Annotated in this window: 32 protein-coding genes and 1 tRNA gene; 4 read left to right on the top strand and 29 right to left on the bottom strand. The window is 70.7% G+C overall.

Annotated elements, in window-relative coordinates:
• Positions 1–79 precede the first annotated feature (79 nt).
• The 20 genes from M2157_RS27990 to M2157_RS27895 form a co-directional block, all read right to left on the bottom strand.
• Positions 80–307 carry a hypothetical protein gene (locus tag M2157_RS27990; RefSeq protein WP_280866501.1) on the bottom strand — a complete coding sequence of 76 codons (228 nt, stop codon included), beginning with the start codon at positions 305–307 and terminating at the stop codon, positions 80–82.
• Entirely contained in the window at positions 304–498 is a 195-nt protein-coding gene (locus M2157_RS27985) for a hypothetical protein (RefSeq protein WP_280866500.1), read from the bottom strand. The genes M2157_RS27990 and M2157_RS27985 overlap by 4 nt, the downstream gene beginning before the upstream one ends.
• Positions 499–721: 223 nt before the next feature.
• A complete protein-coding gene (locus M2157_RS27980; protein WP_280866499.1) occupies positions 722–1,063 on the bottom strand; it encodes a hypothetical protein in 342 nt (113 codons plus the stop codon).
• A 36-nt stretch (positions 1,064–1,099) separates the two neighbouring features.
• On the bottom strand, positions 1,100–1,336 hold the full coding sequence (locus tag M2157_RS27975) for a helix-turn-helix domain-containing protein (RefSeq protein WP_280866498.1): 237 nt from the start codon (positions 1,334–1,336) through the stop codon (positions 1,100–1,102).
• Positions 1,333–1,764, bottom strand: coding sequence for a hypothetical protein (locus tag M2157_RS27970; RefSeq protein ID WP_280866497.1), 432 nt, complete (start codon positions 1,762–1,764; stop codon positions 1,333–1,335). Before M2157_RS27970 ends, M2157_RS27975 begins: the two co-directional genes overlap by 4 nt.
• A 26-nt stretch (positions 1,765–1,790) precedes the next feature.
• Entirely contained in the window at positions 1,791–1,991 is a 201-nt protein-coding gene (locus M2157_RS27965; protein WP_280866496.1) for a hypothetical protein, read from the bottom strand.
• Positions 1,991–2,254 carry a hypothetical protein gene (locus M2157_RS27960; protein ID WP_280866495.1) on the bottom strand — a complete coding sequence of 88 codons (264 nt, stop codon included), beginning with the start codon at positions 2,252–2,254 and terminating at the stop codon, positions 1,991–1,993. Before M2157_RS27960 ends, M2157_RS27965 begins: the two co-directional genes overlap by 1 nt.
• A gap of 51 nt (positions 2,255–2,305) precedes the next feature.
• Positions 2,306–2,635 (bottom strand): WhiB family transcriptional regulator, encoded by a 330-nt coding sequence (locus tag M2157_RS27955; RefSeq protein WP_280866494.1) that lies wholly within the window; start codon positions 2,633–2,635, stop codon positions 2,306–2,308.
• Positions 2,632–2,919: a hypothetical protein gene (locus tag M2157_RS27950; RefSeq protein WP_280866493.1), complete on the bottom strand. Its 288-nt coding sequence runs from the start codon at positions 2,917–2,919 to the stop codon at positions 2,632–2,634. Before M2157_RS27950 ends, M2157_RS27955 begins: the two co-directional genes overlap by 4 nt.
• On the bottom strand, positions 2,912–3,241 hold the full coding sequence (locus M2157_RS27945; RefSeq protein ID WP_280866492.1) for a helix-turn-helix domain-containing protein: 330 nt from the start codon (positions 3,239–3,241) through the stop codon (positions 2,912–2,914). The genes M2157_RS27950 and M2157_RS27945 overlap by 8 nt, the downstream gene beginning before the upstream one ends.
• On the bottom strand, positions 3,238–3,678 hold the full coding sequence (locus M2157_RS27940) for a hypothetical protein (protein ID WP_280866491.1): 441 nt from the start codon (positions 3,676–3,678) through the stop codon (positions 3,238–3,240). The genes M2157_RS27945 and M2157_RS27940 overlap by 4 nt, the downstream gene beginning before the upstream one ends.
• Positions 3,675–4,310 carry a hypothetical protein gene (locus tag M2157_RS27935; protein WP_280866490.1) on the bottom strand — a complete coding sequence of 212 codons (636 nt, stop codon included), beginning with the start codon at positions 4,308–4,310 and terminating at the stop codon, positions 3,675–3,677. The genes M2157_RS27940 and M2157_RS27935 overlap by 4 nt, the downstream gene beginning before the upstream one ends.
• Positions 4,307–5,029: a hypothetical protein gene (locus tag M2157_RS27930; RefSeq protein ID WP_280866489.1), complete on the bottom strand. Its 723-nt coding sequence runs from the start codon at positions 5,027–5,029 to the stop codon at positions 4,307–4,309. Before M2157_RS27930 ends, M2157_RS27935 begins: the two co-directional genes overlap by 4 nt.
• A 20-nt stretch (positions 5,030–5,049) precedes the next feature.
• Positions 5,050–5,940 carry an exonuclease domain-containing protein gene (locus tag M2157_RS27925; RefSeq protein WP_348541809.1) on the bottom strand — a complete coding sequence of 297 codons (891 nt, stop codon included), beginning with the start codon at positions 5,938–5,940 and terminating at the stop codon, positions 5,050–5,052.
• The gene (locus M2157_RS27920) at positions 5,940–6,911 is read right to left on the bottom strand and encodes a recombinase RecT (protein WP_280866488.1); all 972 of its coding nucleotides are present in this window, start codon (positions 6,909–6,911) and stop codon (positions 5,940–5,942) included. The genes M2157_RS27925 and M2157_RS27920 overlap by 1 nt, the downstream gene beginning before the upstream one ends.
• 2 nt (positions 6,912–6,913) lie before the next feature.
• The gene (locus tag M2157_RS27915; protein ID WP_280866487.1) at positions 6,914–7,987 is read right to left on the bottom strand and encodes a YqaJ viral recombinase family protein; all 1,074 of its coding nucleotides are present in this window, start codon (positions 7,985–7,987) and stop codon (positions 6,914–6,916) included.
• Positions 7,984–8,742 carry a hypothetical protein gene (locus M2157_RS27910; protein WP_280866486.1) on the bottom strand — a complete coding sequence of 253 codons (759 nt, stop codon included), beginning with the start codon at positions 8,740–8,742 and terminating at the stop codon, positions 7,984–7,986. Before M2157_RS27910 ends, M2157_RS27915 begins: the two co-directional genes overlap by 4 nt.
• Entirely contained in the window at positions 8,739–8,975 is a 237-nt protein-coding gene (locus tag M2157_RS27905) for a hypothetical protein (protein WP_280866485.1), read from the bottom strand. Before M2157_RS27905 ends, M2157_RS27910 begins: the two co-directional genes overlap by 4 nt.
• Positions 8,976–9,111: 136 nt before the next feature.
• Positions 9,112–9,447 carry a hypothetical protein gene (locus tag M2157_RS27900; RefSeq protein WP_280866484.1) on the bottom strand — a complete coding sequence of 112 codons (336 nt, stop codon included), beginning with the start codon at positions 9,445–9,447 and terminating at the stop codon, positions 9,112–9,114.
• Entirely contained in the window at positions 9,444–9,689 is a 246-nt protein-coding gene (locus tag M2157_RS27895; RefSeq protein ID WP_280866483.1) for a helix-turn-helix transcriptional regulator, read from the bottom strand. The genes M2157_RS27900 and M2157_RS27895 overlap by 4 nt, the downstream gene beginning before the upstream one ends.
• Positions 9,690–9,936: 247 nt before the next feature.
• Between M2157_RS27895 and M2157_RS27890 the strand changes: the two genes are divergently transcribed.
• Positions 9,937–10,428: a helix-turn-helix transcriptional regulator gene (locus tag M2157_RS27890; protein WP_280866482.1), complete on the top strand. Its 492-nt coding sequence runs from the start codon at positions 9,937–9,939 to the stop codon at positions 10,426–10,428.
• Between the two features lie 66 nt (positions 10,429–10,494).
• Positions 10,495–11,145, top strand: coding sequence for a hypothetical protein (locus M2157_RS27885; protein ID WP_280866481.1), 651 nt, complete (start codon positions 10,495–10,497; stop codon positions 11,143–11,145).
• A gap of 67 nt (positions 11,146–11,212) precedes the next feature.
• Here M2157_RS27885 and M2157_RS27880 read toward each other — a convergent pair whose 3' ends face one another.
• A complete protein-coding gene (locus tag M2157_RS27880; RefSeq protein ID WP_280866480.1) occupies positions 11,213–13,054 on the bottom strand; it encodes a site-specific integrase in 1,842 nt (613 codons plus the stop codon).
• Positions 13,055–13,158: 104 nt separating this feature from the next.
• Positions 13,159–13,242 (bottom strand) — tRNA-Leu (locus tag M2157_RS27875).
• Positions 13,243–13,632: 390 nt separating this feature from the next.
• On the opposite strand from M2157_RS27875, the gene M2157_RS27870 reads away from it, so the two are divergent.
• Together M2157_RS27870 and M2157_RS27865 are read left to right on the top strand one after the other, a co-directional pair.
• Positions 13,633–14,403, top strand: coding sequence for an ABC transporter ATP-binding protein (locus tag M2157_RS27870; RefSeq protein WP_057610363.1), 771 nt, complete (start codon positions 13,633–13,635; stop codon positions 14,401–14,403).
• Positions 14,403–16,931, top strand: a complete 2,529-nt coding sequence (locus M2157_RS27865; protein ID WP_280866479.1) for an FtsX-like permease family protein — start codon at positions 14,403–14,405, stop codon at positions 16,929–16,931. The genes M2157_RS27870 and M2157_RS27865 overlap by 1 nt, the downstream gene beginning before the upstream one ends.
• 1,000 nt (positions 16,932–17,931) lie before the next feature.
• Here M2157_RS27865 and M2157_RS27860 read toward each other — a convergent pair.
• The 7 genes from M2157_RS27860 to M2157_RS27830 form a co-directional block, all read right to left on the bottom strand.
• Positions 17,932–19,230 carry a cyclopropane-fatty-acyl-phospholipid synthase family protein gene (locus M2157_RS27860; protein ID WP_280868283.1) on the bottom strand — a complete coding sequence of 433 codons (1,299 nt, stop codon included), beginning with the start codon at positions 19,228–19,230 and terminating at the stop codon, positions 17,932–17,934.
• A gap of 203 nt (positions 19,231–19,433) precedes the next feature.
• Positions 19,434–20,810: an NAD(P)/FAD-dependent oxidoreductase gene (locus M2157_RS27855; protein WP_280858131.1), complete on the bottom strand. Its 1,377-nt coding sequence runs from the start codon at positions 20,808–20,810 to the stop codon at positions 19,434–19,436.
• A 432-nt stretch (positions 20,811–21,242) separates the two neighbouring features.
• Entirely contained in the window at positions 21,243–22,184 is a 942-nt protein-coding gene (locus M2157_RS27850; RefSeq protein ID WP_280866478.1) for a Ppx/GppA phosphatase family protein, read from the bottom strand.
• Complete coding sequence (locus M2157_RS27845; RefSeq protein WP_062044019.1) at positions 22,181–22,711, bottom strand: DUF501 domain-containing protein; 531 nt, start codon at positions 22,709–22,711, stop codon at positions 22,181–22,183. The genes M2157_RS27850 and M2157_RS27845 overlap by 4 nt, the downstream gene beginning before the upstream one ends.
• 30 nt (positions 22,712–22,741) lie before the next feature.
• Positions 22,742–23,218, bottom strand: coding sequence for a septum formation initiator family protein (locus M2157_RS27840; protein WP_280866477.1), 477 nt, complete (start codon positions 23,216–23,218; stop codon positions 22,742–22,744).
• A gap of 116 nt (positions 23,219–23,334) precedes the next feature.
• Positions 23,335–24,630 carry a phosphopyruvate hydratase gene (gene eno, locus M2157_RS27835; RefSeq protein WP_280868282.1) on the bottom strand — a complete coding sequence of 432 codons (1,296 nt, stop codon included), beginning with the start codon at positions 24,628–24,630 and terminating at the stop codon, positions 23,335–23,337.
• 292 nt (positions 24,631–24,922) lie between these two features.
• Positions 24,923–25,600, bottom strand: coding sequence for a transglycosylase family protein (locus M2157_RS27830; protein WP_280858133.1), 678 nt, complete (start codon positions 25,598–25,600; stop codon positions 24,923–24,925).

Raw genomic sequence — 25,600 nt, 5'->3', positions numbered from 1 at the left:
GGACAACACAAGTTGCCCATGCGTATTTGGCTTCAGAAAGAAGCAGGTGGGAGGCATGATCACCCGTACGGGTGGCTGCTCACGGATCGCCCTCCAGCCAGCGCGTCAGCTCCTCGTCGCTGGCGGTGGCCACGGCCTGCTGCCAGTCCACGGGGTGGCCGGCCTCCTCCCGCAGCGAGGCGCCCGAGTAGCACGGCGTACACAGGAGCCGCAGCAGGCCGTCCCGGGTCGACTTGTGCGGGCTCAGGTGCCGGCGGTGGCCGCACAGCGCACACCGCCCCAGCGGCGGCAGTGAAGACGTGTTCACCGCGCCCGCTCGCCCCGGCCGCGGCGGTCGTCCAGCCGGATCACACCCAGGCACCGTGTCAGCGGCTCCTCGACGGCCTGGCGGGCCGCGCAGGTGGCCACGTGCGGCTTGTGCAGCTTCTCGTAGGGCGCCAGCGGCAGGTCCGCGGTCGGCCGGCGCGACAGCCAGGTGCCGCGCCCGTCCCGGGACACCGCCGTGTTGCCCTCCTCCCGGGTCCGGCGCGAAGTCGACGGCCAGGCGCTTGCGGCCCTCGGTGATGGTCCACCGGACCTGGGCGCCGCAAGCCGTGCAGTACGAGGGGCGCATGGGTGACTCCTTCGGTGCCGGGCCCTGTGGAGGGCAGAGAGGAGGGGCGCGCGGGCCCGGGTCGAGGGGGAGGGAGCCCGGGCCCGCGCTGGGAGGGTGGTCAGGGGGTCAGCACACGTCCAGGTCGACGTCCACGCCGTGGCCGCGGTGGTGCGGGTGGGCGGTGACGGTGCGCGTCGGGGCCGCGCTGGGCACCTTGTGCACGCTGGAGGCCGGGGCCGGGCGGGCCGTGCGCGCGGGGGCCTGCGTCTTGGCCATGGGCACCCGGGACGCGGCCGGCCGGGCCGGGGCCGCGGGTTTGGGCGTCCGACCGGCGACCGCTGCCAGGCCCAGGCTGTGGCAGTCGTCGCCGTCGTCGGCGGGGGCGACCGCGGCGCACGAGAACAGCAACACGGCCAGCGCAACCAGGCCGGTGCCGATGACCAGTTGACGGGGAGTGAAGAAAGGCACGGTAGTTCTTCCTGGAGGAGGGACGGGCGTGGTCGGTCAGGAACGGCGGTGCAGGCCGCTGGTCCTGGAGCGCATGGGCACCTTGGCCTCCAGCAGCAGGTCCCGCGTGAGGCCGAAACTCACGGAGCCGTACCGCTCGCTCAGGTGGTCGGCCACCGCGCGGATGCTGGACCCGGCCGCGTAGTCCTTGGCGGCCTCGGCGCGCATCCGCTCACGCGTCTCGCCCTTGCACGGCTGGTACTTGAAGCGCTCGCGCACCTGGTCCTCGGTCATGCCGGAACTCCTCCCGGGTCTGGTGTGGCGGGCCCCTGCTCGGCGCGCAGCGCCAGGCCGCGCACGTGGGCGAGCAGGGTGCAGATGGACTCCGTGCGGTCCTGGTAGCCGGCCGCCTCGGTGGCCTGGAACAGCGCGAACGCCATCACGGGGTCGTCGTTGAGGTAGGCGGTGGTGAAGCGGGCGGCGAACAGGCGGTGCGGGTCGCCGGCGAGCTGGTCGGCCAGGCCCGGGGGCAGCTGCCAGCCGTCGCCGGGCGCGGTGCCGGCGTCCGGGAACAGCGCGAGCAGGGCACCCCGCGCCGTCTCGGCGGCGGCGCAGCACACGCCGAACAGGTCCGCGGTGTCGCCGTGTTCGGTGACGACGTCCAGGAGCGAGGCGGCCATGGCAGGCCGGCCGTCCAGGGTGTGGCGCAAGATCTCCTGCACCAAGGGTTCCAAGGCCTCCGAGCCGATCACTGGACCCTCACCGCCGCCCGGGCCTCCAGGGCCTCCCTCGGCGGCGGCAGCGTCTCCAGGGCCTGCCCGATCCGGTCCGCGATGGCACGGCGCCGCTCGGCGACCTCCTGGCCCTCGGTGTGGTCGGCGGCGACCAGCAGGGACTCCACGATCTCCTGGTAGTCCGCCACGCCCAGGCCGCTGACTTGCAGCGCCATCACGCACCACCCGTCCCGGCCGGGGCGGACCGGTCCTCGCCGGGCAGGACCAGACGCCGGTCCACCCCGTCATGCGCCCACTGCACGGCGTGCTCCACGCCGTTGACCGCCTCGGACTGCTCACGGCAGCCAGGCACCAGCTCACAGATGAGCAGCGCCAACTCCTCGGCCTTGGCGGAGATCTGGGCCTTTATGTCGTTGCGGGCCTGGTCGGTCTTGGGCGGGGCGAAGCGGATGCGGATCTCTCGCGCGTTGATGGCCACGGGTGGCTCCCCTCGGTGGTGGGCGGGACAGGGTGGTGCGTGGTCGGGCGGTCAGCCGGCCTGTGCGGCCTGCTTCTCCTTGGCGGCGGCAGCCCGGCGGACCTTGCGCACGGCGCGCAACTCGTCCTCGTCCAGGCCGCCCCAGACGCCGTGCTCCTCGCCCCGGTTGAGGGCGTCCGTACGGCAACGCATCTCCACCGGGCAGCGCCGGCAGTAGCTCTTGGCGTTCTCGACGGCCAGCGGGTCGGTAGGCACCGGAAAGAACGTCTCGGGGTCGAGGTCGGGGTCTTTGCAGACGGCGGCGGTCGACCAGTGGACGGGGCGCGGCAGGCTGCCGCGCGGGTCACTGCGCAACCGCGCAAAGATGCCGTCGTACTTCATCGCTCGCCCCTCGCATCTCGCCCGGACGTGTCCGCCCTGGTGTCCGCGGACACGTCCGGACACGTGTCCGCGCAGGTCACAGCGCTGGGAGTGTCGGCGTCCGGATCGGTGTCCGCGCACGTCCGGACATCGCCCGGGACATGTCCGGACACCGCCCGGCCGGCGGGCCGGTGCGCGCACACCAGGGCAGCGACCGCCCCGACGAACAGCACCGGCCCCCAATACGGCACGGTCTCCACGACCGCGAACACGGCGTTGACCACCCGCCCGTAGACCTCAAGCACGGCCGGCCTCCGCAGCCTCACGCCACCGGGATACCTGCCGGTCGTACGTCCCCAGGCGGGTGGCGGTGTCCTCGATGCTCATGCCGACCTCCGCCATGACGAGCGCGGCCAGGCGCGGCTCCTCCTGGTCCTCGTCCAGCGCGGGCAGTGACGCGGCGAGATCAGCCGCGCGGGCCACGGCCACCAGGTCCCGGCCGCGCCACCAGGTGGCGCCCTCCGGGGCCCCGACGAGACGGCGGGCGACGGCCAGCAGCTCCCCGCGCCCCACCCCCACCGGCATGGAGCCGGTGAGGGTGCGGGCGGGCGCGTCGACGGCGCTCACGCGGCCACCTCCGCCAGCGTGGCGCGGGCCGCCTCGCGCATCAGCCGGTCCGCCTGGTGCGCGGGCTCCACGCAGTGCGGGAACGTGCACGTCGGCCGCACCTGGCCCACCGGCTCCCGGCCGTTGGCCATCTTGAAGGCGACCCGGCCAGCCGTGACGTGCTGGCCGCGCCACGAGAGCACGGGCGTGCCGCTGGCGGCGAGCTGCTTCGTCCACTCACGGTGGCCGCCGGCCACCGGCCGGGACCGCTGCCGGAACACTTCCTCCAGGGCCTGCCTCGTCGGCCGCTTGCCGCGCGCGTACGCCGGTGCCTTCAGGTCCCGGCGCACCCGGGCCACCAGGCCCACGCTGCACCCGTGCTCGGCGGCCAGTGCCAGGTCCGACAACTGGCGCGGGTCACCCTCCTGCAGAGCCCGCGCCACGGTCTCCCAGCTCATCCCGGTACCCCCGTCCCGAGCAGCGCGCCGTCGATGGCCTCGGGCCAGTCGGCGTTGTCCACGGCCTTGCGGTGGATCTTGGGCAGGTCACCGATCGGGTGGCGCAGCCAGTCCCGGCCGGCCGCCATCAACACCACGGCGTCCGCGGCGTTGTCGTTGCCGCCGGTCTGCCACTGGGGCCAGCGCCGCACCACCTGCTCCAGCACCACGCCCTTGGCGCCGGTCCCCTTGCCGGTGGCGTAGTGGATGCGCTGGTTGGTCGAGAGCACGCCGGTGGGGATTCCGGCGTCCAGCAGCCGCTCGAACACCCGCCACCACAGCCAGCCGCGCTCATGCGCGCCACCGGACGCCTTGGACAGGGCGGCGCCCTCGATGACGGCCAGGTCCGGGTGGCCGATCCCGGCCATGATGCTGTCCAGCAGCACGTTCATGTGGGCCAGGCGCTCGATGCGCGGCAGCTTGCTGATGGGGTTCTTCTTGCTCTTGTCCACGTAGCCGATCACCCGGCACCAGCCCTCTGAGGAGGCCAGGCCCGTACCGGTCAGGCTGGTGTCCACGCCGACCACCCGAGGCCCGTCAACGGGCCGGACCTCCGGGGTGCTCTCGTGGATCGTCTGCACGCCGTGGTTCATGCCTGCTCACCCCCGACCAGGGCGACGTCCGACGCCTGCAACGTCACCGTCTGCTCGGGGTCCATGGCCCCCTGGGCCAGCGGCTCCGCCAGCCGGACCTTGGTCAGCACCAAGTCGTCCGGCTCCTGGGCGTGGCAGTTGACGTCCGCCTCCAGCCACACGCCGGGCAGCTCCTCCGCCGGCAGGCCGGTGGCATCGGTCAGGTGGGACAGGAGCACCGGCACCGGCCGGGCAGGGTCCCAGGCACCCACGGTCACCTGGGCGAGGCGCGCCGTCTTGTCGACGCTCAGCACCTCCACGCAGGCCGGGAGCCGCGGGTCATGCCGCGCGTCCAGGTACACCTGGCCCAGCTCGCAGATGCTCCACTCACCGTCATCGGTGTCCTGGGCGAACCCACCGACGCGCAGCAACCCCAGCGCCTGGCGGTCCTCGGCCACCTCACCCTGGGCGAGAGCGCGCAGGATGACCTCCACGCACGGCGGCAGCGGGCACTCCGTGGCGCGCACCGTCGCCCGGATGCGCTCGGCCCGCCAGGCCGCCGTGCCGCGCAGCAGCGGCGACGAGCACGGGCAGCCGAACACGCCCATGCGGTACTCCGGGCGGACGCAGCTCACGCACTCCCCGGTACGAGCCGCGCCGCGCTGGCACAGCTCCCGGAAGCAGCACGAACAGTTGGGGCAGTTCTCTTCCTCGGGCCACTCGAATGCGGGCCCAGGCATGGGGAGTTCCATGGTCATGGTCACTGGTTGCCTGCCGTTTCTCTCGCGCAGCTCCAGCACGTGCGCGTGCCGTCAGCGTCAACGGCGTGCGCGCGGGTGGAGCGCTCGCGGGTGCAGTAGTGGTATTCGGCGGCGGCCACCTCGCCGGCCGCGTACATCGCGGCGAGCGGGTCGGCGCCGTGTTCCTTGAGGGCCGCCGCCACGGCGGCCGGGACCATCGGCCAGTCCAGGCGCACGCCCAGGGCCTCCAGCTCCCGGCCGGGCGTACGGGCCAGGTAGTCGCGGAAGGAAGCGTTCTGCTGGTTCGCCCACTTCTGCTGGGCGTCATGCAGCTCCGCCAGGGTCTTGCGCTGCAACCACGGGTGCCGCTTGGCGATCCGGTACACCAGGTCACAGGCGGCGATGGCGTCCACCTGCGAGTCGTGGGCCGGACCGGCGAGCGAGGCGCACCAGTGGGTGCACAGGTCGGTCAAGGTCCGCCGGCCTTTCCGGTAGCGGTCGACCTGCTTGTCCAGGACGCGGGGGTCCAACACGTACGGGGTGACCCGCTCGGCGAGCGGCCGGACGCCCAGACGCCGGGCCGCTCGGTCGAGGAGGGTCAGGTCGAACGGGGCGTTCATGACCACCAGGGGGTAGCCCTGCTCCACCCCGTCGACCACCGCGGCGATGATGTCCGCGACCACGCCGTCAGGCGGCGATCCCTGCGCCGTGGCCGCCTCCGTGCTCCAGCCGTGCACGGCCTCCGCATCGGCCGGGATCTCGAACTCGGGCACGGCGACCCATCGGCGGCCGGCGGTCGGCTTACCGCCGCCCCACCGGACGGCGGCGGCCGTGACGATGCAGTCGTGCTCCGGGTCGGTGCCGGACGTTTCGAGATCCAGGCCCAGGAACGGGCGGCCGTGCCAGCTCATCAGCTCACCCGGCCCTTACGGCCGCCGCGCTGCTTCTTGCCCCGGTAGGTGCGGCCCTGCTTGGACCGCTTCACCGGCAGGGGCGCCGTCTCCTGGCTGCCCTCGGCCGCGCGGTGGGCCCGCTCGGCCTCGGCGACCAGGGCGGCCCGCTCCGGGTCGGGCGCGTGCACGATCTGCACGTCGCCGCGCTCGCCGGCGTCGTCCGCCTCCACCAGCGCCACCAGCTCCGCCGAGGTGGGCACGGACGGGTACAGCGCCTTCAACGCGGACTTGAGCATCATGTGGTCGAAGTCCCGGTGCCAGAACGAATCCTTGCGGCCGTCCTGCTCGGCGAGCTGGTAGGCGTAGCTCCACTCGTCGCGGAGCTGGGCTGCCTTGGCCCGGTTGACGAACACCACTTGAGAGCGGGCGCCGTCCTTGGTCCGGATAAAGGCGTACGCGAACAGCGCCTTGCCGCGCTCCTCGGGCCCCAGCTCGGGCCGGATCTTGAGCGTGAAGTCATCCGGCGCCGGGGCGGACGGGCGGACCTCCCACTCGTCGCTCTCGTGCACCAGGCCGTAGTGGACCGAGGCCACCAGCCCGGACCGGTACATGAGCCGGACGTAACCCTTGTACGTGGGGATGAACACGGCCTTGTTGCCCTGCACCTGGATGGCGGCCTCATAGCCGTCCGGCACCAGGCCGAACCGGGCGCAGGTCATCAGCGCCATGCGCAGGGACGCCGGCGTGCACCGGCCGAGCCGTGGCAGCAGGGCGGACACGGCGGCCTGGAACTTCTCGTACGGCACGTGCGCGGGCAGCGAGGCGGCGAACTTATCGCCGTGCTTGTCCAGATACTCCTGGACGGCGTCCACCTGGGCCGGGGTGGCCTCCCCCACCGGGGGCTCCACCGTGGGCGCCGGGTCCTGCTCGGGGGCGGGGCGCCCGCCGCCAGTGGCGGCGAGCACCCGGTGCATCAGAGTCTCAGTCACGGTCACACTCCCTTGGCGGGCACGCGGAGCACCCGGGCGCGGTACTGGCGGTAAAGGTCGGGGTGGTCCTTGGCGAGGGCCTTGGTGTCGATGCCGGTCTTCGTCACGGCGTACTCGGCGGCCAACTCCGGGTGGTCCTTGGTGAACTTGGACGGGGCGAAGTTGCCGTTCTGCTTCCAGGTCCAGGCGACCTTGCCGCCGGGGGTCTTGACGATCTCGGACTCCCGGGCGAGCAGGCGCATGGTGTTCTGCACCTCGTCCAGGCGGCGCTGGGCCCGCTCGATCGCGGACCCCAGGGCGGCCTCCCGCTTACGCAGGTTGCGGGCCTGCTCGACGGCCACCTCGGCGACGCCGTCGACCTTGACGTCCCACAGGTGGGCCAGCAAATCCTTGGTGCCGGGCAGGCCGTCCGCGTCGGGCTCCTCGCCCTCCACGATGTGGCGCTGCCACCAGTCCCCGGTCCACTGGACGAGGTGCGCCAGCAGGTCCTCACGGCGCGGCACCTCGTGCCACCGCAGCTTGTTCCCGCCCACGCACGCGGCGACGTAGCCCTTACGCCAGCCGCCTACGGCCTGGTACCACAGGTTCTGGATCTGCGGGGCGTCCGGCGCCTCGTCCTGCTCCCAGTCCGACAGCTGCCACTCGGTGCGGTTCTTGCACTCCACCGGCCCGTCGACCTCGCGGGTGTCCGCGTCCAGGGCCAGCCGGTCGACGTTGCCGAGCATCCACGGACGCTCGACGTTGACGTACATGCCGGGCGGGTCGATGACGGGGATGCCGGTACGGCGGGAGAACACCCGGGCAATGGGCTCCTCCATCTCCCGGCCGAACTCCATGGCCTCGGTGTCGAAGTCCTTGCCGCGCCCGTGCTTGTCCTCGAACACGTGCCACGGCCCCTTGCCGGACACGAACCCGAGCAGCACAGCGACGTCGGAGCCGCCCAGGCCGTTCAGGCGCGCGGCCAGCCAGCGCTTCCGATACTCCTGGTCCCACATGTCGCCGGTGGGCAGGAGCACCCGGGCCTCCGGGGCCAGGTCCACGCTGGGGATGGTGGGCTCGGTCATGGTGGCGCTCACGCGTCGGTGTCCTTCCGGGGGGTGTTGTGCTGTGTCGCGGCGGCGGTGAGGTTGCGGAGGTAGCCCGCGGCCTGCTTGGCAGACATGAGGCCGTTGCACTGCTTGACCTCGGCCCTGATCAGGGCGGCCTCGTCGTTGAATCCGCGGTCGCCGAGGAGTTGGGCGGCCTGCTTGCCGCTGTGGATCGTGCGCTCACCGCACGCCTGGAGGATCAGCCGGACCGGTTCCGGCAGCTCGACGTGGCTCTGCATCGCGTCGCGGTTGCGGGCCTCGGCGAGGACGTCGGGGGGAAGGTCGACGTGCTGGCAGGGGTTGTCCCAGACGTCGACCTCGTACCGGTCGCCGTCGTGGCGGAAGTGGTGCGGGCGGATGGTGTCGGCGCCGCGCGGCGCGTGGCAGCGCGGGCACTGGCTGTCGACCGTGACGGTGATGATGCCGACGCCCTCATGACCGGGGCCGTCGCCGTCGTGGCGGATGCGCACGGTCATCGTGGCCGGCATCGCCGGGGCCGCCTCGGGCAGGTCGACGTATCGGACCCACACGGCCGCGCCGTCCTCGACGCGGGTCACGTGCGACTGGAACTGTCCAGCCGGGGCGTACGCGTTGAGGCCGCCGCTACGGACGGCGCGGGCGATGCCGCCCGCCGTTTCGGTGGAGGCGTAGACGCCTGCCTTGAGCCAGTAGCGGGGGGTCAGCCGAGCTTTCTCGGCATTCAGGAAGTGGTCGGCGCCGCGCGGGCGTCCCTTGGGCGTCACAGCGCACCGCCCTGGCGGGTCTGGTGCGGCAGCCGCGCGGCGATCTCACGGCGCACGCGTGCCTGCGAGGGGTGGCCGAACAGGATCGAGCACTCCCGGCAGTCGTCACCCGAGCACTCGCCGGGGTCGACGGTCGGGCGAGGGGCGGCGGTCGCTGCGCGGTGCGCCATGACGGCGGCGGGAAGGAGCGCGGCGCAGGACACCGCAGCGGCGATGATCAGTTCACCGGCCACTGGGCACCTCCCTACGGGGGTTGGTGCGGGCACTAGAGTTCCGGTTCACGGGTTGGACCTCGATTCAGCGGATTGAGGTACGGCCTTGGTGAGCGGGGCTGTGTGGACCCGGCATGGTCCGTACGGCCCCGCCGCCTCACACCTGGGCGACCGCTCGGCGGGCGCGCTTGGCGGGCCGGGCGGCCTGGTACGGCAGCGCGGTGGGCGTTTCGGCGGGGGTGGGCGCGGCCTGGTCGGCCGGCGCGTTGAGCACTTCCTGGGCCTTGGCGGGCATGGCCGTGTTCATGGCCTGGATCAGCCGCAGGTCGCAGTGGCAGAAGACGGCCGGGTTCTGGCCGAACTTCTGGTGCGGCAGCTTGCTGATGTTGTCCCGGAGCCAGTCCGTTTTGATCTTGAGAGCGTTGGCGGCCTCCTCGTAGTCGAGGTTCCGCACCTCCGTGCAGACGCAGTGCCTGCGCGTCCAGGCGGTCATCCGGCCGCCGCCGCTCCGGTCTTGGCGGGCACCTGGGCGCCCTCCAGCACCAGGTCGTCCAGGGGAACGCCGTATGCCGCCTTGATGGCGAGCAGCGTGCGCAGGGACGGCGCGGTCTTCCCGGCCAGGAGCCGGGAGACGGTGGACTGCGTGAGCTTCAGCCGCCGGGCGATCTGGGCGTGCGTCTTGTCGCCTGCCTGCTCGGCCCGGGACTCGACCGTCTTGCCGTGCAGCGTGGGCATACGCATACCTCCTCTCGTCTTGCATGCGTGCAAGGTCTTGCTTGCATGCATGACGCTAGCTCCTGGCTTGCATGCGTGCAAGAGCTATGACGATCACCGCGCCGTGTCTTTTCCGTGAAGAGCTTCCGTACGCCCCCTGCCTCCCACCAGCAGGTATGGCCTTTACACGCCCTCACCTGGGAACATGCATGCATGCAAGCCCTTCCAGCTTGCATGCATGCGCGCTAACCTCCCCACCATGCGGAGTATGGACACACCACCCACGGCGCCTACGGGCGAGCCACCAGACGGCCGGAGCACGGCCAAGGAGTTCGGCAATCTCATCCGGCGGCTGGCCATCGAGGCCGGTTACGACTTGACCCCGGGCAAGGGCGGCAGGATGGCCCTCGCGCGCGACACGGGCATGAGCGAGTCCGCCGTCGGGCGCATGATCAGCGGCTCCACGCTGCCCATGCCGAGCCAGTTCGAGAACCTGGCCAAAGTTCTCAACACGGATGTGCGCAACCTTCTGGTGGCGGCGGGAGTCATCTCCCGCGAGGCATGGCCAGAAGGGGTCATTCCGGATGTACGCTCAGCAACCTCGCAGTCGCCGCTGTCCCCCGAGGCATACGCGGACGCATGGGGCATTACCAACCCCGTGATCCGCCAGACGATGGTCTCGAACATCGAGTTGGCGATCAGGCTGCAACGGGCGCAGGAAGACACGGAGCACACAGCGGCGACCTCGGGGGCGCCGTAGTAGTCAGGGGGACGAATGCCGGGAAAGGCAGCAGCCGCGGCCTCAGTCAGCGGCATGGTCGCTGGCGTGGCGGCAACACTCATCGTCACAGGTGAGGAGCCGCGCCTAGGAGCCGACAAGCACGTGCTGCTAACGGCGGTGGGTCTCTGCGCCATGGTGTGCATCACCGTGGTGTCCATGGTGATTCTGCGTAAGTGGATCAGCGCTCACGACGACCGCACCCGCCAGATGGCCAATCAGATTGCCCAGGAGCGGACCACGTTCGTGGAGGCCAGCGCACGCCGGGCACAGGAGCTGAACGACAGGGAGGCACGACTCAACGAGAAAGCCGAGAACGCCCACGGATACGTGATGGGCATACTGCGCCGACTGGATGCAGCGCTGACCCAAAACAGCCACCTCGAGCGCGAGCACGCCCAACTGCGCGGGCTGTACGAGGAACTGGCGCGGGATCACAACGCGCTCATCCGCGAGACGTTGCAGGAGCGGGCCGACCGGTTTACCCGACGAACCGTTACGCCGGCCGCTCGGGCGGCATCCTGCCCACCACCGGGGCCGGCGACGGAAACGCCGGCCCACCCCGACACCGACCACGACCGCGGCCACGCACCCGTTGCCGCTATCCCGCTCCGACGCTGCCCGGCCCCCGCGGCCCGGCTGGCCGAACCTATGCAGCACGACCGTCCCGTGGAAGGCGCGGTCAGCGGTCCTGCATAACCCCATAAACCAGCAGCGCGGGGGCCCCGGTTGAGCCGACCAACCGGGGCCCTTTTCGTGCCCGGTGTCAGGTGACCGGCTGCCGCTCCCCGGCCGCCCGCTCCGGGTGATAGCCGCAGGTACGCACCGCGTCCGCCCGGGCCACCGTGTAGGCCGCCAGGACGGCCTCCTGGTCCAGGCCCCACGCCCGAGCCTCCGTCAGCGCCTCCCACCCAGGCCGCCACCGGGTGGTGGAGCGAGACGGCTCCTCGATGTGGTCCTCCTCCTCGAACTCCCACACCCACCGCCCGGCCGGCTGATGCGCGCTCGGGTTGGGCGTGCACTCCCTGCCGTCCACGTCGTACAGGGCCGGGCCGAGGAACCACACGAACGCCCGCCCGGGCAGCTCATCCCGTACGGCCTTGAGGCCGTTGTCGGACCCGACCTGCCCGCCGGTGGACCGGATCCACCAGTCCGCGCTCATCCGCTCCACCCGCACGGCGCCGCCGCGCTCCCGCGCCCACCGCTCCGCCAACTCCTCGGCGTGCTCGGCCCGCCAGAACCCGACCAGCAGGGAGCCCACATGCGCGACATACAGCGACCGCCCGGGGTCCGTCACCGGGGTACGCGCCTCGTGCTCCTCGAACTCGTCCGCCTCCCCGTCCGGGCCGGCGGTCGACGGGATGCCCAGCGCGCGGTCGATCGTCGCCAGCGCTCCCGCATGGGCCTCCCGCAGCAGGTGGCCGTACCGGTCGCTGGTGGTCTTGATGCTCTCGTGGCCCAGGCGCCGCTTGACGTACTCCAGGCTGTGCCGGTCCGACAGCAGCGCGGCCACGTGGGAGTGGCGCAGGTCGTGGAACGTCGGGTACTTCCACTCAGGGATCAGGCCGCGCGCCTTGGCCTCCGTGACGGCCGCCACCCACCGGTCATAGAACGTGCTGTAGACCAGCCGCTCCCCGTGCCCGTTGTGGAAGATCAGCGCGTCCTTGCCCAGGCCGGCCAGGCCGTGCCCCAGCAGCTCCTGCCACAGGCCGGCCGAGATGTCCACGGTGCGCCGGGACGCCTTGCTCTTGGGCGTGCCCAGGTACGCGCCCGGCTGCGGGTGGGTCTTCGGCCGGCGCTTCCACGCCCGGGACACCCGCACCTCGAAGACGTCGGCGGACGGGTTGCGGGCGTGCCGCGCGGCCAGGGCCGTGATCTCGCCCCAGCGCAGGCCGGTGCCGTACGCCAGGCGCACCAGCACCTTGTCCTCCGGACGCTCGAAGCAGGAGACCAGGCCCCCCACCTCGTCCGGGGTCATGAACTCCATCTCTTCGGTGCGCTCGTCGTCCAGCGCGCCCTCATCGTCCGTACGCGGCAGCCGGATGCCCTTGCAGGGGTTGCGCACCCGCAGCGGGGGCTCCGCCTCCACCGCCTCGTTGAGGACGGACGACAACAGGCCGTGCACGTTGCGGAGCGTCTTCGGGCTCATCAGCTTGCGCTTGGAGCCGCGCCATACGTACGTCTGGGCCATCTTGTTGACCCAGGCCGCCACGGTCGCCCGGCTGAAGTGCTCCGGGGAGCGGATATCACAGTTGCCGAACGTCGGCAGAAGGTACTGCTCCAACTCCCGGTAGCAGTCCGCCCTGTAGCGCTCCTCCACGCCTGTCTTGTTTGCAATGCACTGGCGGGCGTAGGTGCCGAAGATGTAGGAGTCCTCGACGCCGGCGGACGGGTCGATGTACCCCTCCCCCTTGACCCACCCGGGCGGCCACTGCTGGCCGTTGTCGTTGACGGCCTGACAGAACACCTCCGCCGCCTGCGCCCCGGCCTCGTCCCCGTCGAATCGCTCGCTCTGCCAGGCACCGTCACGGGCGCCGCCCAGGCGCCACTTCACGCGGTGGCTGGTGACCGATCCGTCCTTGCCCGTCATCGGTTTCACGTACGCCATGGACGGCAGGGTAAGGCAGCGTGCGCCAGCCGTGCGCCAGTTACGCGAAAGAGAGTCGGCGCCGAGAGCCCGTATCCGCAGGTCAGGACCGGTTTCAGCGAGAGTGCCCGGAACCGGACTTGAACCGGCACGCCCGCGAAGGGGCAGCGAGGTTTAAGCTCGCCGTGTCTGCATTCCACCATCCGGGCAGGCCATGGGCTCCGCGTCGAGGTTCCGAGCCTATCGGGACGCATCCCCCGAACAGCGGACGGGCGGACCGATGTTGTCTTATTTTATTGACGTCTGAGGGTGCATCAGACCACGGAACACGCCATCCGCACTTGCCAATAGCGTTACGTGGGACACCCGGCCGCGCATGCGGAATGACGGAATTTCACCGCCCGAACGAGGACGCTCCACCTGTTCTCTGCACTTTCCCCGATCAGGGGCCTCCGTCATCCCCAGGTATGACACCCGGCGCCGCGGTCCCTCCAAAGTCTGCCTTCGGAACCAGAACTGCGGCTGACTACACGGCGCGCTGTGGCCACCACGATGGAAGACGTCCTTCAACGATGTCGTCCCGCTAGGAGTTCCATCCCGTGACCACCACACCCGTCGCCGGCCGGACCACCACCGTGGCCGCGCGCGCCACGGATCTGTCGAAGATCTACGGACAGGGCGAGACCCAGGTGGTCGCCCTGGACCGGGTCACCGTCGAGTTCCACCAGGCCGAGTTCACCGCGATCATGGGTCCCTCCGGCTCCGGCAAGTCCACGCTGATGCACTGCGTCGCCGGCCTCGACACCTTCTCCTCCGGTTCGGTCCGCATCGGCGAGACCGAGCTCGGCTCGCTGAAGGACAAGCAGCTGACCAAACTGCGGCGGGACAAGATCGGCTTCATCTTCCAGGCGTTCAACCTGCTGCCGACCCTGACGGCCCTGGAGAACATCACCCTCCCGATGGACATCGCCGGCCGCAAACCGGACAAGCAGTGGCTGGAGTCGGTCATCCAGATGGTCGGGCTGCGGGACCGCCTCAGCCACCGGCCCGCCCAGCTCTCCGGCGGCCAGCAGCAGCGCGTCGCCGTCGCCCGGGCACTGGCGTCCAGGCCCGACATCATCTTCGGCGACGAGCCGACCGGAAACCTCGACTCACGCTCCGGCGCCGAGGTGCTGGGCTTCCTGCGCAACTCCGTTCGGGAGCTGGGGCAGACGGTCGTCATGGTGACCCACGACCCGGTGGCCGCGGCGTACGCGGACCGGGTGGTGTTCCTCGCGGACGGCCGGATCGTCGACGAGATGTACCAGCCCACCGCCGACAACGTCCTCGACTTCATGAAGCAGTTCGACGCGAAGGGCCGCACCTCCTGATGTTCCGCACCGCCCTGCGCAACGTACTCGCGCACAAGGCCAGACTGCTCATGACCGTGCTCGCCGTGATGCTCGGCGTGGCGTTCGTGTCCGGCACGCTGGTCTTCACCAACACCATCTCCGAGGCCTACCAGAAGAGTTCGGCCAAGGGCTTCGACCAGGTCGACGTGGCCGTCACCGCCGAGTCCCGGGAGGACAAGGGCAACACGATCGGGAAGAACCCCGACCTGACCCAGGCGCTGCTCGAGAAGAGCGCCGGGGTTCCGGGGGCCTCGAAGGCCATCGGCGTCGTCAGCGGCTTCACCGCCATCGCCGACAAGGACGGCAAGCTCATCGGCGGCGGCTTCCAGTCGCAGGGCGGCAACTACTACGGGGACAAGGACCCCCGGTACCCGCTGTCCGAGGGCGCCGCACCACACGGCGCGAACCAGGTCGCGATCGACTCCGAGACCGCGAAGCGGGCCGGCTACAAGGTCGGCGACACCGTGCGCATCTCGGTCGACGGCCCGGTCCTGAAGCCGGTCGTCACCGGCATCTTCACCACCGACGACGGCAATGTGGCCGCCGGCGGCAGCCTCGCCCTCTTCGACACGGCCACCGCCCAGAAGCTGTTCGGCAAGCCGGGAACGTACGACGAGATCGACGTGAAGGCGGCCTCCGGCACCTCCCAGACCGCCCTGAAGGCCGCGCTGGACAAGGCGCTTCCCTCGGACCTGGTGGAGACCGAGACCGGCAAGGAACTCGCCGACGCGCAGGCCGAGATGATCTCGTCCTCGATGAGCGGTCTCAAGCAGGGCCTGCTGGTCTTCGCGGGCATCGCGCTCTTCGTCGGCACCTTCATCATCGCCAACACCTTCACCATGCTGGTCGCCCAGCGCACCAAGGAGCTGGCGCTGCTCAGGGCCGTCGGCGCGTCCCGCAGGCAGGTCACGCGGTCGGTGCTGATCGAGGCGTTCGTGGTGGGCCTGGTCGCCGCCGTGACCGGTCTCGTGGCCGGTATCGGCATCGGCGCCGGGCTCAAGTCCCTCATGGGCACGCTCGGGGCGACCGTCCCGGACGGGCCGCTCGTCGTCACGCCGGGCACGGTCGGTGTGGCCCTCGCGGTCGGCGTCCTGATCACCATGCTGGCGGCCTGGCTGCCGGGCCGCAGGGCGGCGAAGATCCCGCCGGTCGCGGCGATGAGCAGTGTGCACGCGAAGGCGACGACCAAGTCGCTGGTGCTGCGCAACACGCTGGGCGCGCTGTTCAGCGGGGCCGGTGTCGCGGTCATCCTGGCGGCCACCACCATGGACGGCTCGGACGGTCAGGCCCCCATGGGCATGGGCGCGGTCGTGCTGATCATCGGTGTCTTCATCCTCACCCCCCTGCTGTCCCGCCCGCTGATCGCGGCCGCGGCACCGCTCCTGCGCGTCTTCGGCGTCTCCGGGAAACTGGCCCGCCAGAACTCGGTGCGCAACCCGCGCCGTACGGCCGCCACCGCCTCCGCGCTGATGATCGGACTCACCCTGATCACCGGTATGACGGTGATGGCGGGCAGCCTGCAGAAGTCGATCGACAAGATGGCGTCGGCGGCCGTCAAAGCCGACTACGTCGTCTCCATGGCCAACGGCAACGAGCTCTCGGCGGACGTCGAGAAGAAGCTGGCGAAGGTCGACGACGTCACCGCCGTCAGCCCGCTGCGCAACGCGGCCTCCCGCATCGACGGCCATACCGAGTACCTGACCGGCGTCAACGGCTCCGCGATCGGTGAGCTGACCGACCTCAAGGTCAACGACGGCGCGTTCAAGGTCGGCGGCAGCCAGGTGGTCGTGGACCAGGACCGGGCCAAGTCCTTCGGCTGGAAGGCGGGTTCGACCTTCACCGTCCACTACGAGGACGGCAAGGCGCAGAAGCTCACGGTCGCCGGGGTCTACGAGGGCAACGAGCTGATCAGCGGCATCATGCTCGACACCGCGACACTCAATCCGCACCTGAGCGACCTGTCCGACATGCAGGTCATGCTGAAGACGTCCGACGGCGCCTCCGCCGCGACCAAGGACAAGCTGGAGAAGGCCCTCGGCTCCAACCCGGCCATCAAGGTCCAGGACAAGAAGGATCTGTCCGACTCGATCGCGCAGATGTTCACGCTGATGCTGAACATGCTCTACGGCCTGCTCGCCATGGCGGTGATCGTCGCGGTCCTCGGAGTCATCAACACCCTGGCCATGTCGGTGTTCGAGCGCTCCCAGGAGATCGGCATGCTCCGCGCGATCGGCCTGGACCGCAAGGGCATCAAGCGGATGGTCCGTCTGGAGTCCCTGGTCATCTCCCTGTTCGGCGGGGTCCTGGGCATCGGCCTGGGCGTCTTCTTCGGCTGGGCGGCCGGTGAGCTCCTCGGCACGAAGATGGCGACGTACGAACTCGTCCTGCCCTGGGCCAGGATGGCGGTGTTCCTCCTGCTGGCGGCGACGGTGGGCATCCTCGCCGCCCTGTGGCCGGCCCGCCGCGCGGCCCGCATGAACATGCTGGCGGCCATCAAGGCGGAGTAACACCGAGCACCCGTACGGCAGTCGGGGCCCGTTGCCAGGCAACGGGCCCCTCGTCCCTGCCAGGCACCCCACCGACCGACCCGGGACCCGTCCCCCGCGACCGGTCACCGACCAGCTGCACCAACTGCGCCGACCGGCCAGGGCACCGCGTAAAGCCGAACAGCCGCCGCCCCCCGATCCTGCCCGGCGCCCGCCCAACCACCGCGGAACCCGAGCACCGCGGCACCCGGGACCCAGGCAATCGCACCAGCCGCACCGACCGGCCAGGGCACCCCCTAAGGCCGAACAGCCGCCGGTCCCCCGACCCTGCCCCCCCGCCCGCCAACCACCGCGACATCCGGGCACCGCAGCGCGCGGGATCCAGGCAGTCACACCAGCCGCACCGACCGACCTGAGCACCCCCTAAGGCCGAACAGCCGCCGGTCCCCCGATCCTGGCCAGCGCCCGCCCAACCACCGCGGAACCCGAGCACCGCGGCACCCGGGACCCAGACAGCCGCACCAGCCGCACCGACCGCCCTCGGCACCACGTAAGGCCGAACAGCCGCCAGGCCCCCCGACCCTGCCCCCCGCCCGCCCAACCACCGCGGAACCCGAGCACCGCGGCACCCGGGACCCGGACAGTCGCACCAGGCGCACCGACCGACCTGAGCACCACCTAAGGCCGGGCAGCCGCCGGTCCCCCGACCCTGCCCCCCGCCCGCCAACCACCGCGGAACCCGAGCACCGCGGCACCCGGGACCCGGACAGTCGCACCAGCCGCACCGACCGGCCAGGGCACCCCCTAAGGCCCAACAGGCGCCAGGCCCCCTTAACCTGCCCGGCGCCTTGCCAGCCACCACCGGACCCGGCCCCAGCGACCGGTCACCGACCACGTGCACCAGCCGCTTCGCCCGCCCCGGCGGGGCCGTCGGCCGGTTACCGCCGCCCGCGTTGCCGTCTCGGCCGCTGGGCCGGACCGATCGGCGGACGGCGACATCCAGCGGCGGCTCACCCGGGAGTCAGTTCCAGGTTCGGGATCTCAGCGGCAGACCGGACGCGCCGGATTCGGTGGCTCTGACGGCGAGTACCTGGTTGACGCCGATGCGGTTGTGTTCGAAGGCGAGGGCGCACGCGGCCATGTACAGCCGCCACACACGGGCCCGCCCGGGTCCGGCGAGCCGGATCGCGCGCTGCCACTGTGCCTCCAGGTTGGTGACCCAGCGGCGCAGGGTGTGGGCGTAGTGCTCGCGGATCGACTCCACGTCCCGCACCTCGAACCCGGCCCGCTCCAGCATGGTCACGGTGGTGCCGAGGGGGGCGAGTTCGCCGTCGGGGAAGACGTAGGCGTCGATGAACCCGTCGAGGTCGTACGCCGATTCGTCGCGCTGCGGGCGCCGGGCGATCTGGTGGTTGAGGAGCCGTCCGCCGGGCTTCAGGAGCTTCAGCAGGACCTCGGCGTACTCCAAGTACCGTTCCGCGCCGACGTGTTCGGCCATGCCGATGGAGGAGACGGCGTCGTACGGCCCGTCGGTGACGTCCCGGTAGTCCTGCACCCGGATCTCGACCCGGTCGGTGAGCCCCTCGTCGGCGACGCGCTTGCGGGCGTAGGCCGCCTGCTCCTGGGAGAGGGTGATGCCGACGACGCTCACGCCGTACTCGCGGGCGGCGTGGATGGCCATGGAGCCCCACCCGCAGCCCACGTCGAGGAGCCTTTGCCCGGCCCGCAGATCGAGCTTGCGGCAGACGAGGTCGAGCTTGTCGCGCTGGGCGCGCTCCAGGGTTCCCCCGGGTTCGGGAGCCTCCCAGTAGGCGCACGAGTACACCATCGACGGTCCGAGGACGATCTCGTAGAAGCCGTTGCCGACGTCGTAGTGGTGGCTGATGGCCCGCTTGTCGCTGCGTCTGGTGTGCAGATGGCCGCGGGCCCGGCGGATCTCCTCGGGCGGCGGGGCGGGCGGCAGCGGCGGTCCGCCGAGGGCGACGAGCCCGCGGACGGCGGAGCGCACCTCGGGGTCGCGCAGGGCCTGGAAGAGGGTCCTGGCGTCCTCCCCGCGCTCCCACACGAGCCCCGAGATCAGGTCGAGGGCGGTGTAGAGATCACCGTCGATGTCCAGGTCTCCCGTGACCCAGGCGCGGGCCAGCCCCAGCTCACCCGGCTTGAACAGCAGCCGGCGCACGGCACGCCGGTTCCGTACGACCAGCGCGGGCGCGTCGGGCGGCCCGGCCTCCGAACCGTCCCAGGCGCGGATCCGCAGCGGTAGCTGCACTCCCAGCAACTGTCCGACGAGGTCCCTGAGCCGCAGCGCGGCATCTGCCATGGCGTACACCTCCGTGACGAGGATCCCGGAATTGTCCACCTTGGTAAACAGCGGCATGCCGGGGCGCAGTCCCTCCGGCGGGTTATGTCTGGGCAAAACACATGCAGCGACCATCTACACCCAGTGGGCGCGGGAACGCCGAAGGACCTCCCGCACCACGGATGGCGGGAGGTCCTTCGGGGTGGATCAGCGACCGGAGCCGGTCAGGAGGCCTTCGCCTCGGTCTTCTTCGGCTCGGCGGCCGGCACGGGCCTCGCGGCCTCGTAGAACTCCTCGCGCGGGTGCTCCATCGCGCCGAGGGAGACGACCTCGCGCTTGAGGAACATGCCGAGGGTCCAGTCGGCGAAGACGCGGACCTTGCGGTTCCAGGTCGGCATGGCCAGACCGTGGTAGCCGCGGTGCATGTACCAGGCGAGACGGCCCTTGAGCTTGATCTTCATCTTGCCCATGACGATCATCGCGACGCCCTTGTGCAGGCCGAGACCCGCGACAGCACCCTTGTTGGAGTGGCTGTAGTCCTTCTGCGGGAAGCCCCGCATACCGGAGATCACGTTGTCGCCGAGGATCCGCGCCTGCCGCAGCGCGTGCTGCGCGTTCGGCGGGCACCAGGCGTTCTCGACGCCGGCCTTGCGGGCGGCGACGTCCGGGACCTGGGCGTTGTCGCCCGCGGCCCAGATGTAGTCGGTGCCGGTGACCTGGAGGGTCGGCTGGGCGTCGACGTGGCCGCGCGGGCCCAGCGGGAGGCCGTAGCGGGCCAGGACCGGGTTCGGCTTGACGCCGGCGGTCCACACGACGGTGCTGGAGTCGACCTCGAGGCCGTTCTTGAGGACCACGTGGCCGTCGACGCAGGAGTCCATCGACGTGGAGAGGTAGATCTCCACGCCCCGGCTCTCCAGGTGCTCCTTGCCGTACTGGCCGAGCTTGGGGCCGACCTCGGGGAGGATCTTGTCGGCGGCGTCGACGAGGATGAACCGCATGTCCTCGCGCGAGACGTTGGTGTAGTACTTGGCCGCGTCGCGGGCCATGTCCTCGACCTCGCCGATGGTCTCCGCACCCGCGAAGCCACCGCCGACGAAGACGAAGGTGAGCGCCTTGCGGCGGATCTCCTCGTCGGTCGTGGAGTCGGCCTTGTCGAGCTGCTCAAGCACGTGGTTGCGCAGGCCGATGGCCTCCTCGATGCCCTTCATACCGATGCCCTGCTCGGCGAGGCCGGGGATCGGGAAGGTGCGGGAGACCGCGCCGAGCGCGATCACCAGGTAGTCGAAAGGCAGCTCGTACGCCTCGCCGACCAGCGGGGCGATCGTGGCGACCTTGCGGTCCTGGTCGATGGTGGTGACCCGGCCGGTGAGAACCTCCGCCTTGGGCAGCACGCGTCGCAGCGGGACGACGACGTGGCGCGGGGAGATGTTGCCGGCGGCGGTTTCGGGGAGGAAGGGCTGGTAGGTCATGTACGACCGGGGGTCGACGACCGTGACGGTCGCCTCGCCGTAGCGCATCTTCTTGAGAATGCGCCGAGCTGCGTACAGGCCTACGTACCCACCGCCTACTACGAGGATCCTGGGACGCTCCGTGGTGCTCATGCCATCGAGTATCCACCCGCCTCAGGGGGGTCGCTCGTGCGCCCCTTCACAAGCTCTTGCAGAGGGTGTGTTATCCTCCGCGACTCGCGTGATCCAGGTCATGGCGCGAGACGGGAACCGCCGTGTAGAGCGACCCGTTGTCAATGCCGCGTGAGCTGCCTCTCTGCGCCGGAAGCCCTCCCGTGAGAGACCCGCGCAACCCCCTCACGCGCCCCTCCCCCGAGGTCCGCATCCCCCCGTTTTGAACGTGTTCACACGGGTGTTGGGACCCCGGAAGGGGCAACCGGGCCAGATTCGTCGTCCGACAGGGCCCAATTCCTTGTGAAGAACTTCACGAACTTTCCCGGCGACACGTCAAAGAGGGGCCCCGAAGGGCCCCCCGGACGCGCTCATACGTTGTTCTCCCTGCTCAGCAGAGGTGCTCAGCAAGGCCTACGCGACCGACCACGCGATGCCGTCGAGGATGTCGTGCTCACTCACGACGACCTCCTCGGCGCCGATCCGCTCCATGATCGACAAGAGGACGAGGGCCCCGGCGGCGATGACGTCCACGCGCCCGGGGTGCATGGAGGGCACGGCCGCGCGCTCGGCGTGGGTGGAGTGCAGCAGCCGGTCGGTGATCTCACGGACGCGGTCGTGGGAGACCCGGGAGTGGTGGATGGCCTGCGAGTCGTACTCGGGCAGCTCCTGCGCGATCGCCGACACGGTGGTGACGGACCCGGCGAGCCCCACCAGCGTGCGCGCCTCGCGCAGCGGGACGGTCTCCTCGGCCAGGTCGAGAGCGGCCTCGATGTCGGCCCGCATGGCGGCGATCTGCGCGTCGGTGGGCGGGTCGCTGACGACCCCGTCCCGCACGAGGTGCCGCTCGGTCATCCGCACACAGCCCACGTCGACGGAGCGTGCGGCGCGCACATGGTCGTCGCCCACCACGAACTCCGTCGAACCACCGCCGATGTCCACCACGAGGTAGGGCCGGGCCAGGTGGTCGCTGCCCTTGAGCTCCTTGGTCGCCCCGGTGAAGGAGAACTCCGCCTCCTGGTCACCGGAGATGACCTCGGGCTCGACCCCGAGGATGTCGAGGACCCCGCGCACGAACTCGTCCCGGTTCTCCGCGTCCCGGGAGGCGGAGGTGGCGACGAACCGCAGCCGCTCGGCCCCGTGCTCCTTGATGACCGCCGCGTACTCCCGGCACGCGGCGAAGGTCCGCTCCAGCGCCTCGGGGGCGAGCCGCCCGGTCCGGTCGACGCCCTGCCCGAGCCGCACGATGGTCATACGACGGTCCAGGTCGACCAGTTCACCGGTCTCGGGGTCGCAGTCCGCGACGAGGAGCCGGATCGAGTTCGTGCCGCAGTCGACGGCGGCGACGCGGGTCACTGGGCGTCCTCCTCGGCGAGGGACACGCAGGCGCCCTTGCGCCACCACTCCGGCAGCATCGCGATCGCCTCGTCGCCCAGCGGGTTGACGCCCGGGCCCGCGGCGAGCGAGTGGCCCACCAGGACGTGCAGGCACTTCACCCGGTCCGGCATGCCGCCCGCGCTGGGGAAGCCCTCCAGCACCTCGATGGCGTCACGGCGGGCGATGTAGTCCTCGTGCGCGGCCCGGTACGCCGCCGCGAGCTCCGGGTCGGTCTGGAGCCGCTCCGTCATCTCCTTCATGACGCCGTTCGCCTCGAGGGTGCCGATCGCCGAGGCGGCGCGCGGGCACGTCAGGTAGTACGTCGTCGGGAAGGGCGTGCCATCGGGGAGGCGGGGGGCCGTCTCCACCACGTCCGGCTGACCGCAGGGGCAGCGGTGCGCGATCGCGCGCAGTCCGCGCGGCGGCCGGCCGAGCTGCTGCTTGAAGGCCTCGACGTCCGCGTCGGTCGGCTCGGTTCGCGGAGTGGAGGGCGGAGGCGTTTCCATGCCTGTCTTTCTATCGGTCCATCGGTCGGTTCACTGGTCGGAGGCGTCGGACTTGTCGACCCCGTCCCAGACGTTCGCGTACCAGGGGCGGTCCGCGGCCCCGAGGTCGGTGTGCGACTGCCTGGCCGCGTCCGGGTCGACCACGATGAAGCCCGTCTCGCCCGGCATCACGTAGTGCAGCCGCTGGCGGATCTGCTGCTCGGCGTACGTGTCGTCCTGCCAGCGCGCCTTGAGATCGCGCAGCTTCTCCACCCGCTCGGCGGCCTGCGCCTTCTCCCGCTGCAGATCGGCGATCTCGGCGCGCTGGGAGACGTACTGCCTTATCGGGTACGCCAGCGCCACCACCAGCGTGCACAGCACGAGCGCGAGCAGCGCGGCCCGGCCGGTCAGCCGGGAGCGGCGGGCCTGTCGCTTGGTCTGGGAGCGGTAGACACGGGCCGCGGTCTGCTCGCCGAGCAGTCTGATCCTGGTCGCGGTGGAGAAACGGTCCCGGTCCTTCACAGCCATCGGCTTCCGCCTCCCCTTCTACGTGCGTACGTCCCCGCACACGGTACGGGACCGGTACGGGGACGTACGTACGACTGGCTAGGGATTGACCCTGGTGGGGTCAGCCCTTGCTGTGCCTAATGGTTCGCAGAGCGAAACCGGGGGAACGCGCTGCGGCCGGCGTACACCGCCGCGTCGTCGAGGATCTCCTCGATGCGCAGGAGCTGGTTGTACTTGGCGACGCGCTCGGAGCGGGCCGGGGCGCCGGTCTTGATCTGGCCGCAGTTGGTGGCGACGGCGAGGTCGGCGATGGTGACGTCCTCGGTCTCGCCGGAGCGGTGGGACATCATGCACTTGAAGCCGCTGCGCTGGGCGAGCTCGACGGCGTCCAGGGTCTCGGTGAGCGAGCCGATCTGGTTCACCTTGACGAGCAGGGCGTTGGCGGCGCCGTCGTCGATGCCGCGGGCCAGTCGCTCCGGGTTGGTGACGAACAGGTCGTCGCCGACGATCTGGACCTTGTCACCGAGCTTGTCGGTGAGGACCTTCCAGCCGGCCCAGTCGTCCTCGAACAGCGGGTCCTCGATGGAGACGAGCGGGTAGGCCGCCACGAGCTCCTCGTAGTACTCCGTCATCTCGGCGGCGGAGCGGTCCTTGCCCTCGAACTGGTACTTGCCGTCCTTGTAGAACTCGGAGGCGGCGACGTCGAGCGCCAGGGCGACCTGCTCGCCGGGGATGTAACCGGCTTCCTTGATGGCCTCGAGGATGAGGTCCAGGGCGGCGCGGTTGGACTCCAGGTTCGGCGCGAAGCCGCCCTCGTCACCGAGGCTGGTGGACAGGCCCTTGCTCTTCAGGACCTTCTTGAGGGTGTGGTAGACCTCGGTGCCCCAGCGCAGCGCCTCGGAGAAGGACTCCGCACCGATCGGGGCGATCATGAACTCCTGGATGTCCACGTTGGAGTCGGCGTGCGAGCCGCCGTTCAGGATGTTCATCATCGGCACCGGCAGCAGGTGCGCGTTCGGGCCGCCCAGGTAGCGGAAGAGCGGGAGGTCGCTGGCCTCGGAGGCGGCGTGCGCGACGGCGAGGGAGACGCCGAGGATGGCGTTGGCGCCGAGCGAGCCCTTGTTGTCGGTGGCGTCCAGGTCGAACATCGCCTGGTCGATCAGGCGCTGCTCGGTGGCGTCGTAGCCGACCAGCTCCGGGCCGATCTGCTCGATGACGGCGAGGACGGCCTTCTCGACACCCTTGCCCTGGTAGCGGTTCGGGTCACCGTCGCGGAGCTCGATGGCCTCGAAGGCACCCGTGGAGGCACCGGACGGGACGGCGGCACGACCCGTGCTGCCGTCGTCGAGGCCGACCTCGACCTCGACCGTGGGGTTGCCTCGGGAGTCCAGGATTTCCCGGGCTACGACGACGTCGATGGACGGCACGAGCATCTCCTTCTTGGGGTGTGACACGGTCCGCCGGGACCGCGGTGGGTTCTGCGAGACCGAGCCTAACCGGCTCCGGGGGATCGGCCACCGTGTGGACCGCCCCGTGGACAGAACCGAGAGTAAATTGTTTCTGAACTGAACAAAGACGTCCCGGTGGCGGCGCATGAAAAAACCCCGCCCCGGTGCGTACGGGGGAACACGCACCGGAGCGGGGAGCCCGTGGGGACGGGGGGACCCTCACGAGGCCTTCATCGTGAAGGACACGGATGTGAGGGCGCTGTGGTTCAGCTGGGTCTTACTTCAGGTGCAGCTGCTGGCCCGGGTAGATGAAGTCGGCGTCGGTGACGATGTCCTTGTTCAGCTTGAACAGCTTCTGCCAGCCGCCCTTGACCTTGTGCTTCTCGGCGATCGAGCTGAGGGTGTCACCCTTGACGACCTTGTACTCGCCGTCGCCCTTCTTGACCTTCTTGCCGGTCGGGGTGGTGACGGTCTTCTTGGCCGCCGGGCGGTCGGTCGAACGGGACGCGCTCTGCTCCTCGGTCGAACGGCTGCTCGTGTTCGAGCTGCCGGAGGAGGACGAGCTGCTGCCGCCGCTGTAGGTGGCGCTGGACAGGCCCGTGCCGCAGACCGGCCAGGCACCCTTGCCCTGCGAGGCGAGGACCTTCTCGGCGACGGCGATCTGCTGGGACTTGCTGGCCTGGTTGGCCTGCGCGGCGTACTGCGTGCCGCCGTAGGCGGCCCAGGTGGAGGCCGAGAACTGCAGACCGCCGTAGTAACCGTTGCCGGTGTTGATGGACCAGTTGCCGCCGGACTCGCACTGGGCGACGGTGTCCCACTCGGAGGCGGTGGCGGCGGAGGCGTTGCCGGCCGCCATCAGCGGGGCGGCGATGGCGACACCGGTGACACCGGCGAGCGCGGCGGCGCGGGTGGCCTTGGACGGACGACGGTGCTTGCCCTTGCCCGAAAACAGCAT

The sequence above is a fragment of the Streptomyces sp. SAI-127 genome (genome assembly GCF_029894425.1).
Taxonomy (GTDB): Bacteria; Actinomycetota; Actinomycetes; order Streptomycetales; family Streptomycetaceae; genus Streptomyces.
Note: the sequence above shows the minus strand (reverse complement) of the source record. Positions and strands in the feature narration are given on the sequence as shown.

Coding starts and splice junctions, on each gene's coding strand:
- M2157_RS27890 (WP_280866482.1), top strand. CDS start 9,937: ATGGACACACCACCCACGGCGCCTACGGGCGAGCCACCAGACGGCCGG.
- M2157_RS27865 (WP_280866479.1), top strand. CDS start 14,403: ATGTTCCGCACCGCCCTGCGCAACGTACTCGCGCACAAGGCCAGACTG.
- M2157_RS27975 (WP_280866498.1), bottom strand. CDS start 1,336: ATGACCGAGGACCAGGTGCGCGAGCGCTTCAAGTACCAGCCGTGCAAG.
- M2157_RS27935 (WP_280866490.1), bottom strand. CDS start 4,310: ATGAACCACGGCGTGCAGACGATCCACGAGAGCACCCCGGAGGTCCGG.
- M2157_RS27895 (WP_280866483.1), bottom strand. CDS start 9,689: ATGCCCACGCTGCACGGCAAGACGGTCGAGTCCCGGGCCGAGCAGGCA.
- M2157_RS27900 (WP_280866484.1), bottom strand. CDS start 9,447: ATGACCGCCTGGACGCGCAGGCACTGCGTCTGCACGGAGGTGCGGAAC.
- M2157_RS27940 (WP_280866491.1), bottom strand. CDS start 3,678: ATGAGCTGGGAGACCGTGGCGCGGGCTCTGCAGGAGGGTGACCCGCGC.
- eno (WP_280868282.1), bottom strand. CDS start 24,630: ATGCTCGTGCCGTCCATCGACGTCGTCGTAGCCCGGGAAATCCTGGAC.
- M2157_RS27830 (WP_280858133.1), bottom strand. CDS start 25,600: ATGCTGTTTTCGGGCAAGGGCAAGCACCGTCGTCCGTCCAAGGCCACC.
- M2157_RS27880 (WP_280866480.1), bottom strand. CDS start 13,054: ATGGCGTACGTGAAACCGATGACGGGCAAGGACGGATCGGTCACCAGC.
- M2157_RS27965 (WP_280866496.1), bottom strand. CDS start 1,991: ATGGCGCTGCAAGTCAGCGGCCTGGGCGTGGCGGACTACCAGGAGATC.
- M2157_RS27955 (WP_280866494.1), bottom strand. CDS start 2,635: ATGAAGTACGACGGCATCTTTGCGCGGTTGCGCAGTGACCCGCGCGGC.
- M2157_RS27845 (WP_062044019.1), bottom strand. CDS start 22,711: ATGGAAACGCCTCCGCCCTCCACTCCGCGAACCGAGCCGACCGACGCG.
- M2157_RS27855 (WP_280858131.1), bottom strand. CDS start 20,810: ATGAGCACCACGGAGCGTCCCAGGATCCTCGTAGTAGGCGGTGGGTAC.
- M2157_RS27925 (WP_348541809.1), bottom strand. CDS start 5,940: ATGAGCTGGCACGGCCGCCCGTTCCTGGGCCTGGATCTCGAAACGTCC.
- M2157_RS27930 (WP_280866489.1), bottom strand. CDS start 5,029: ATGCCTGGGCCCGCATTCGAGTGGCCCGAGGAAGAGAACTGCCCCAAC.
- M2157_RS27840 (WP_280866477.1), bottom strand. CDS start 23,218: ATGGCTGTGAAGGACCGGGACCGTTTCTCCACCGCGACCAGGATCAGA.
- M2157_RS27860 (WP_280868283.1), bottom strand. CDS start 19,230: ATGGCAGATGCCGCGCTGCGGCTCAGGGACCTCGTCGGACAGTTGCTG.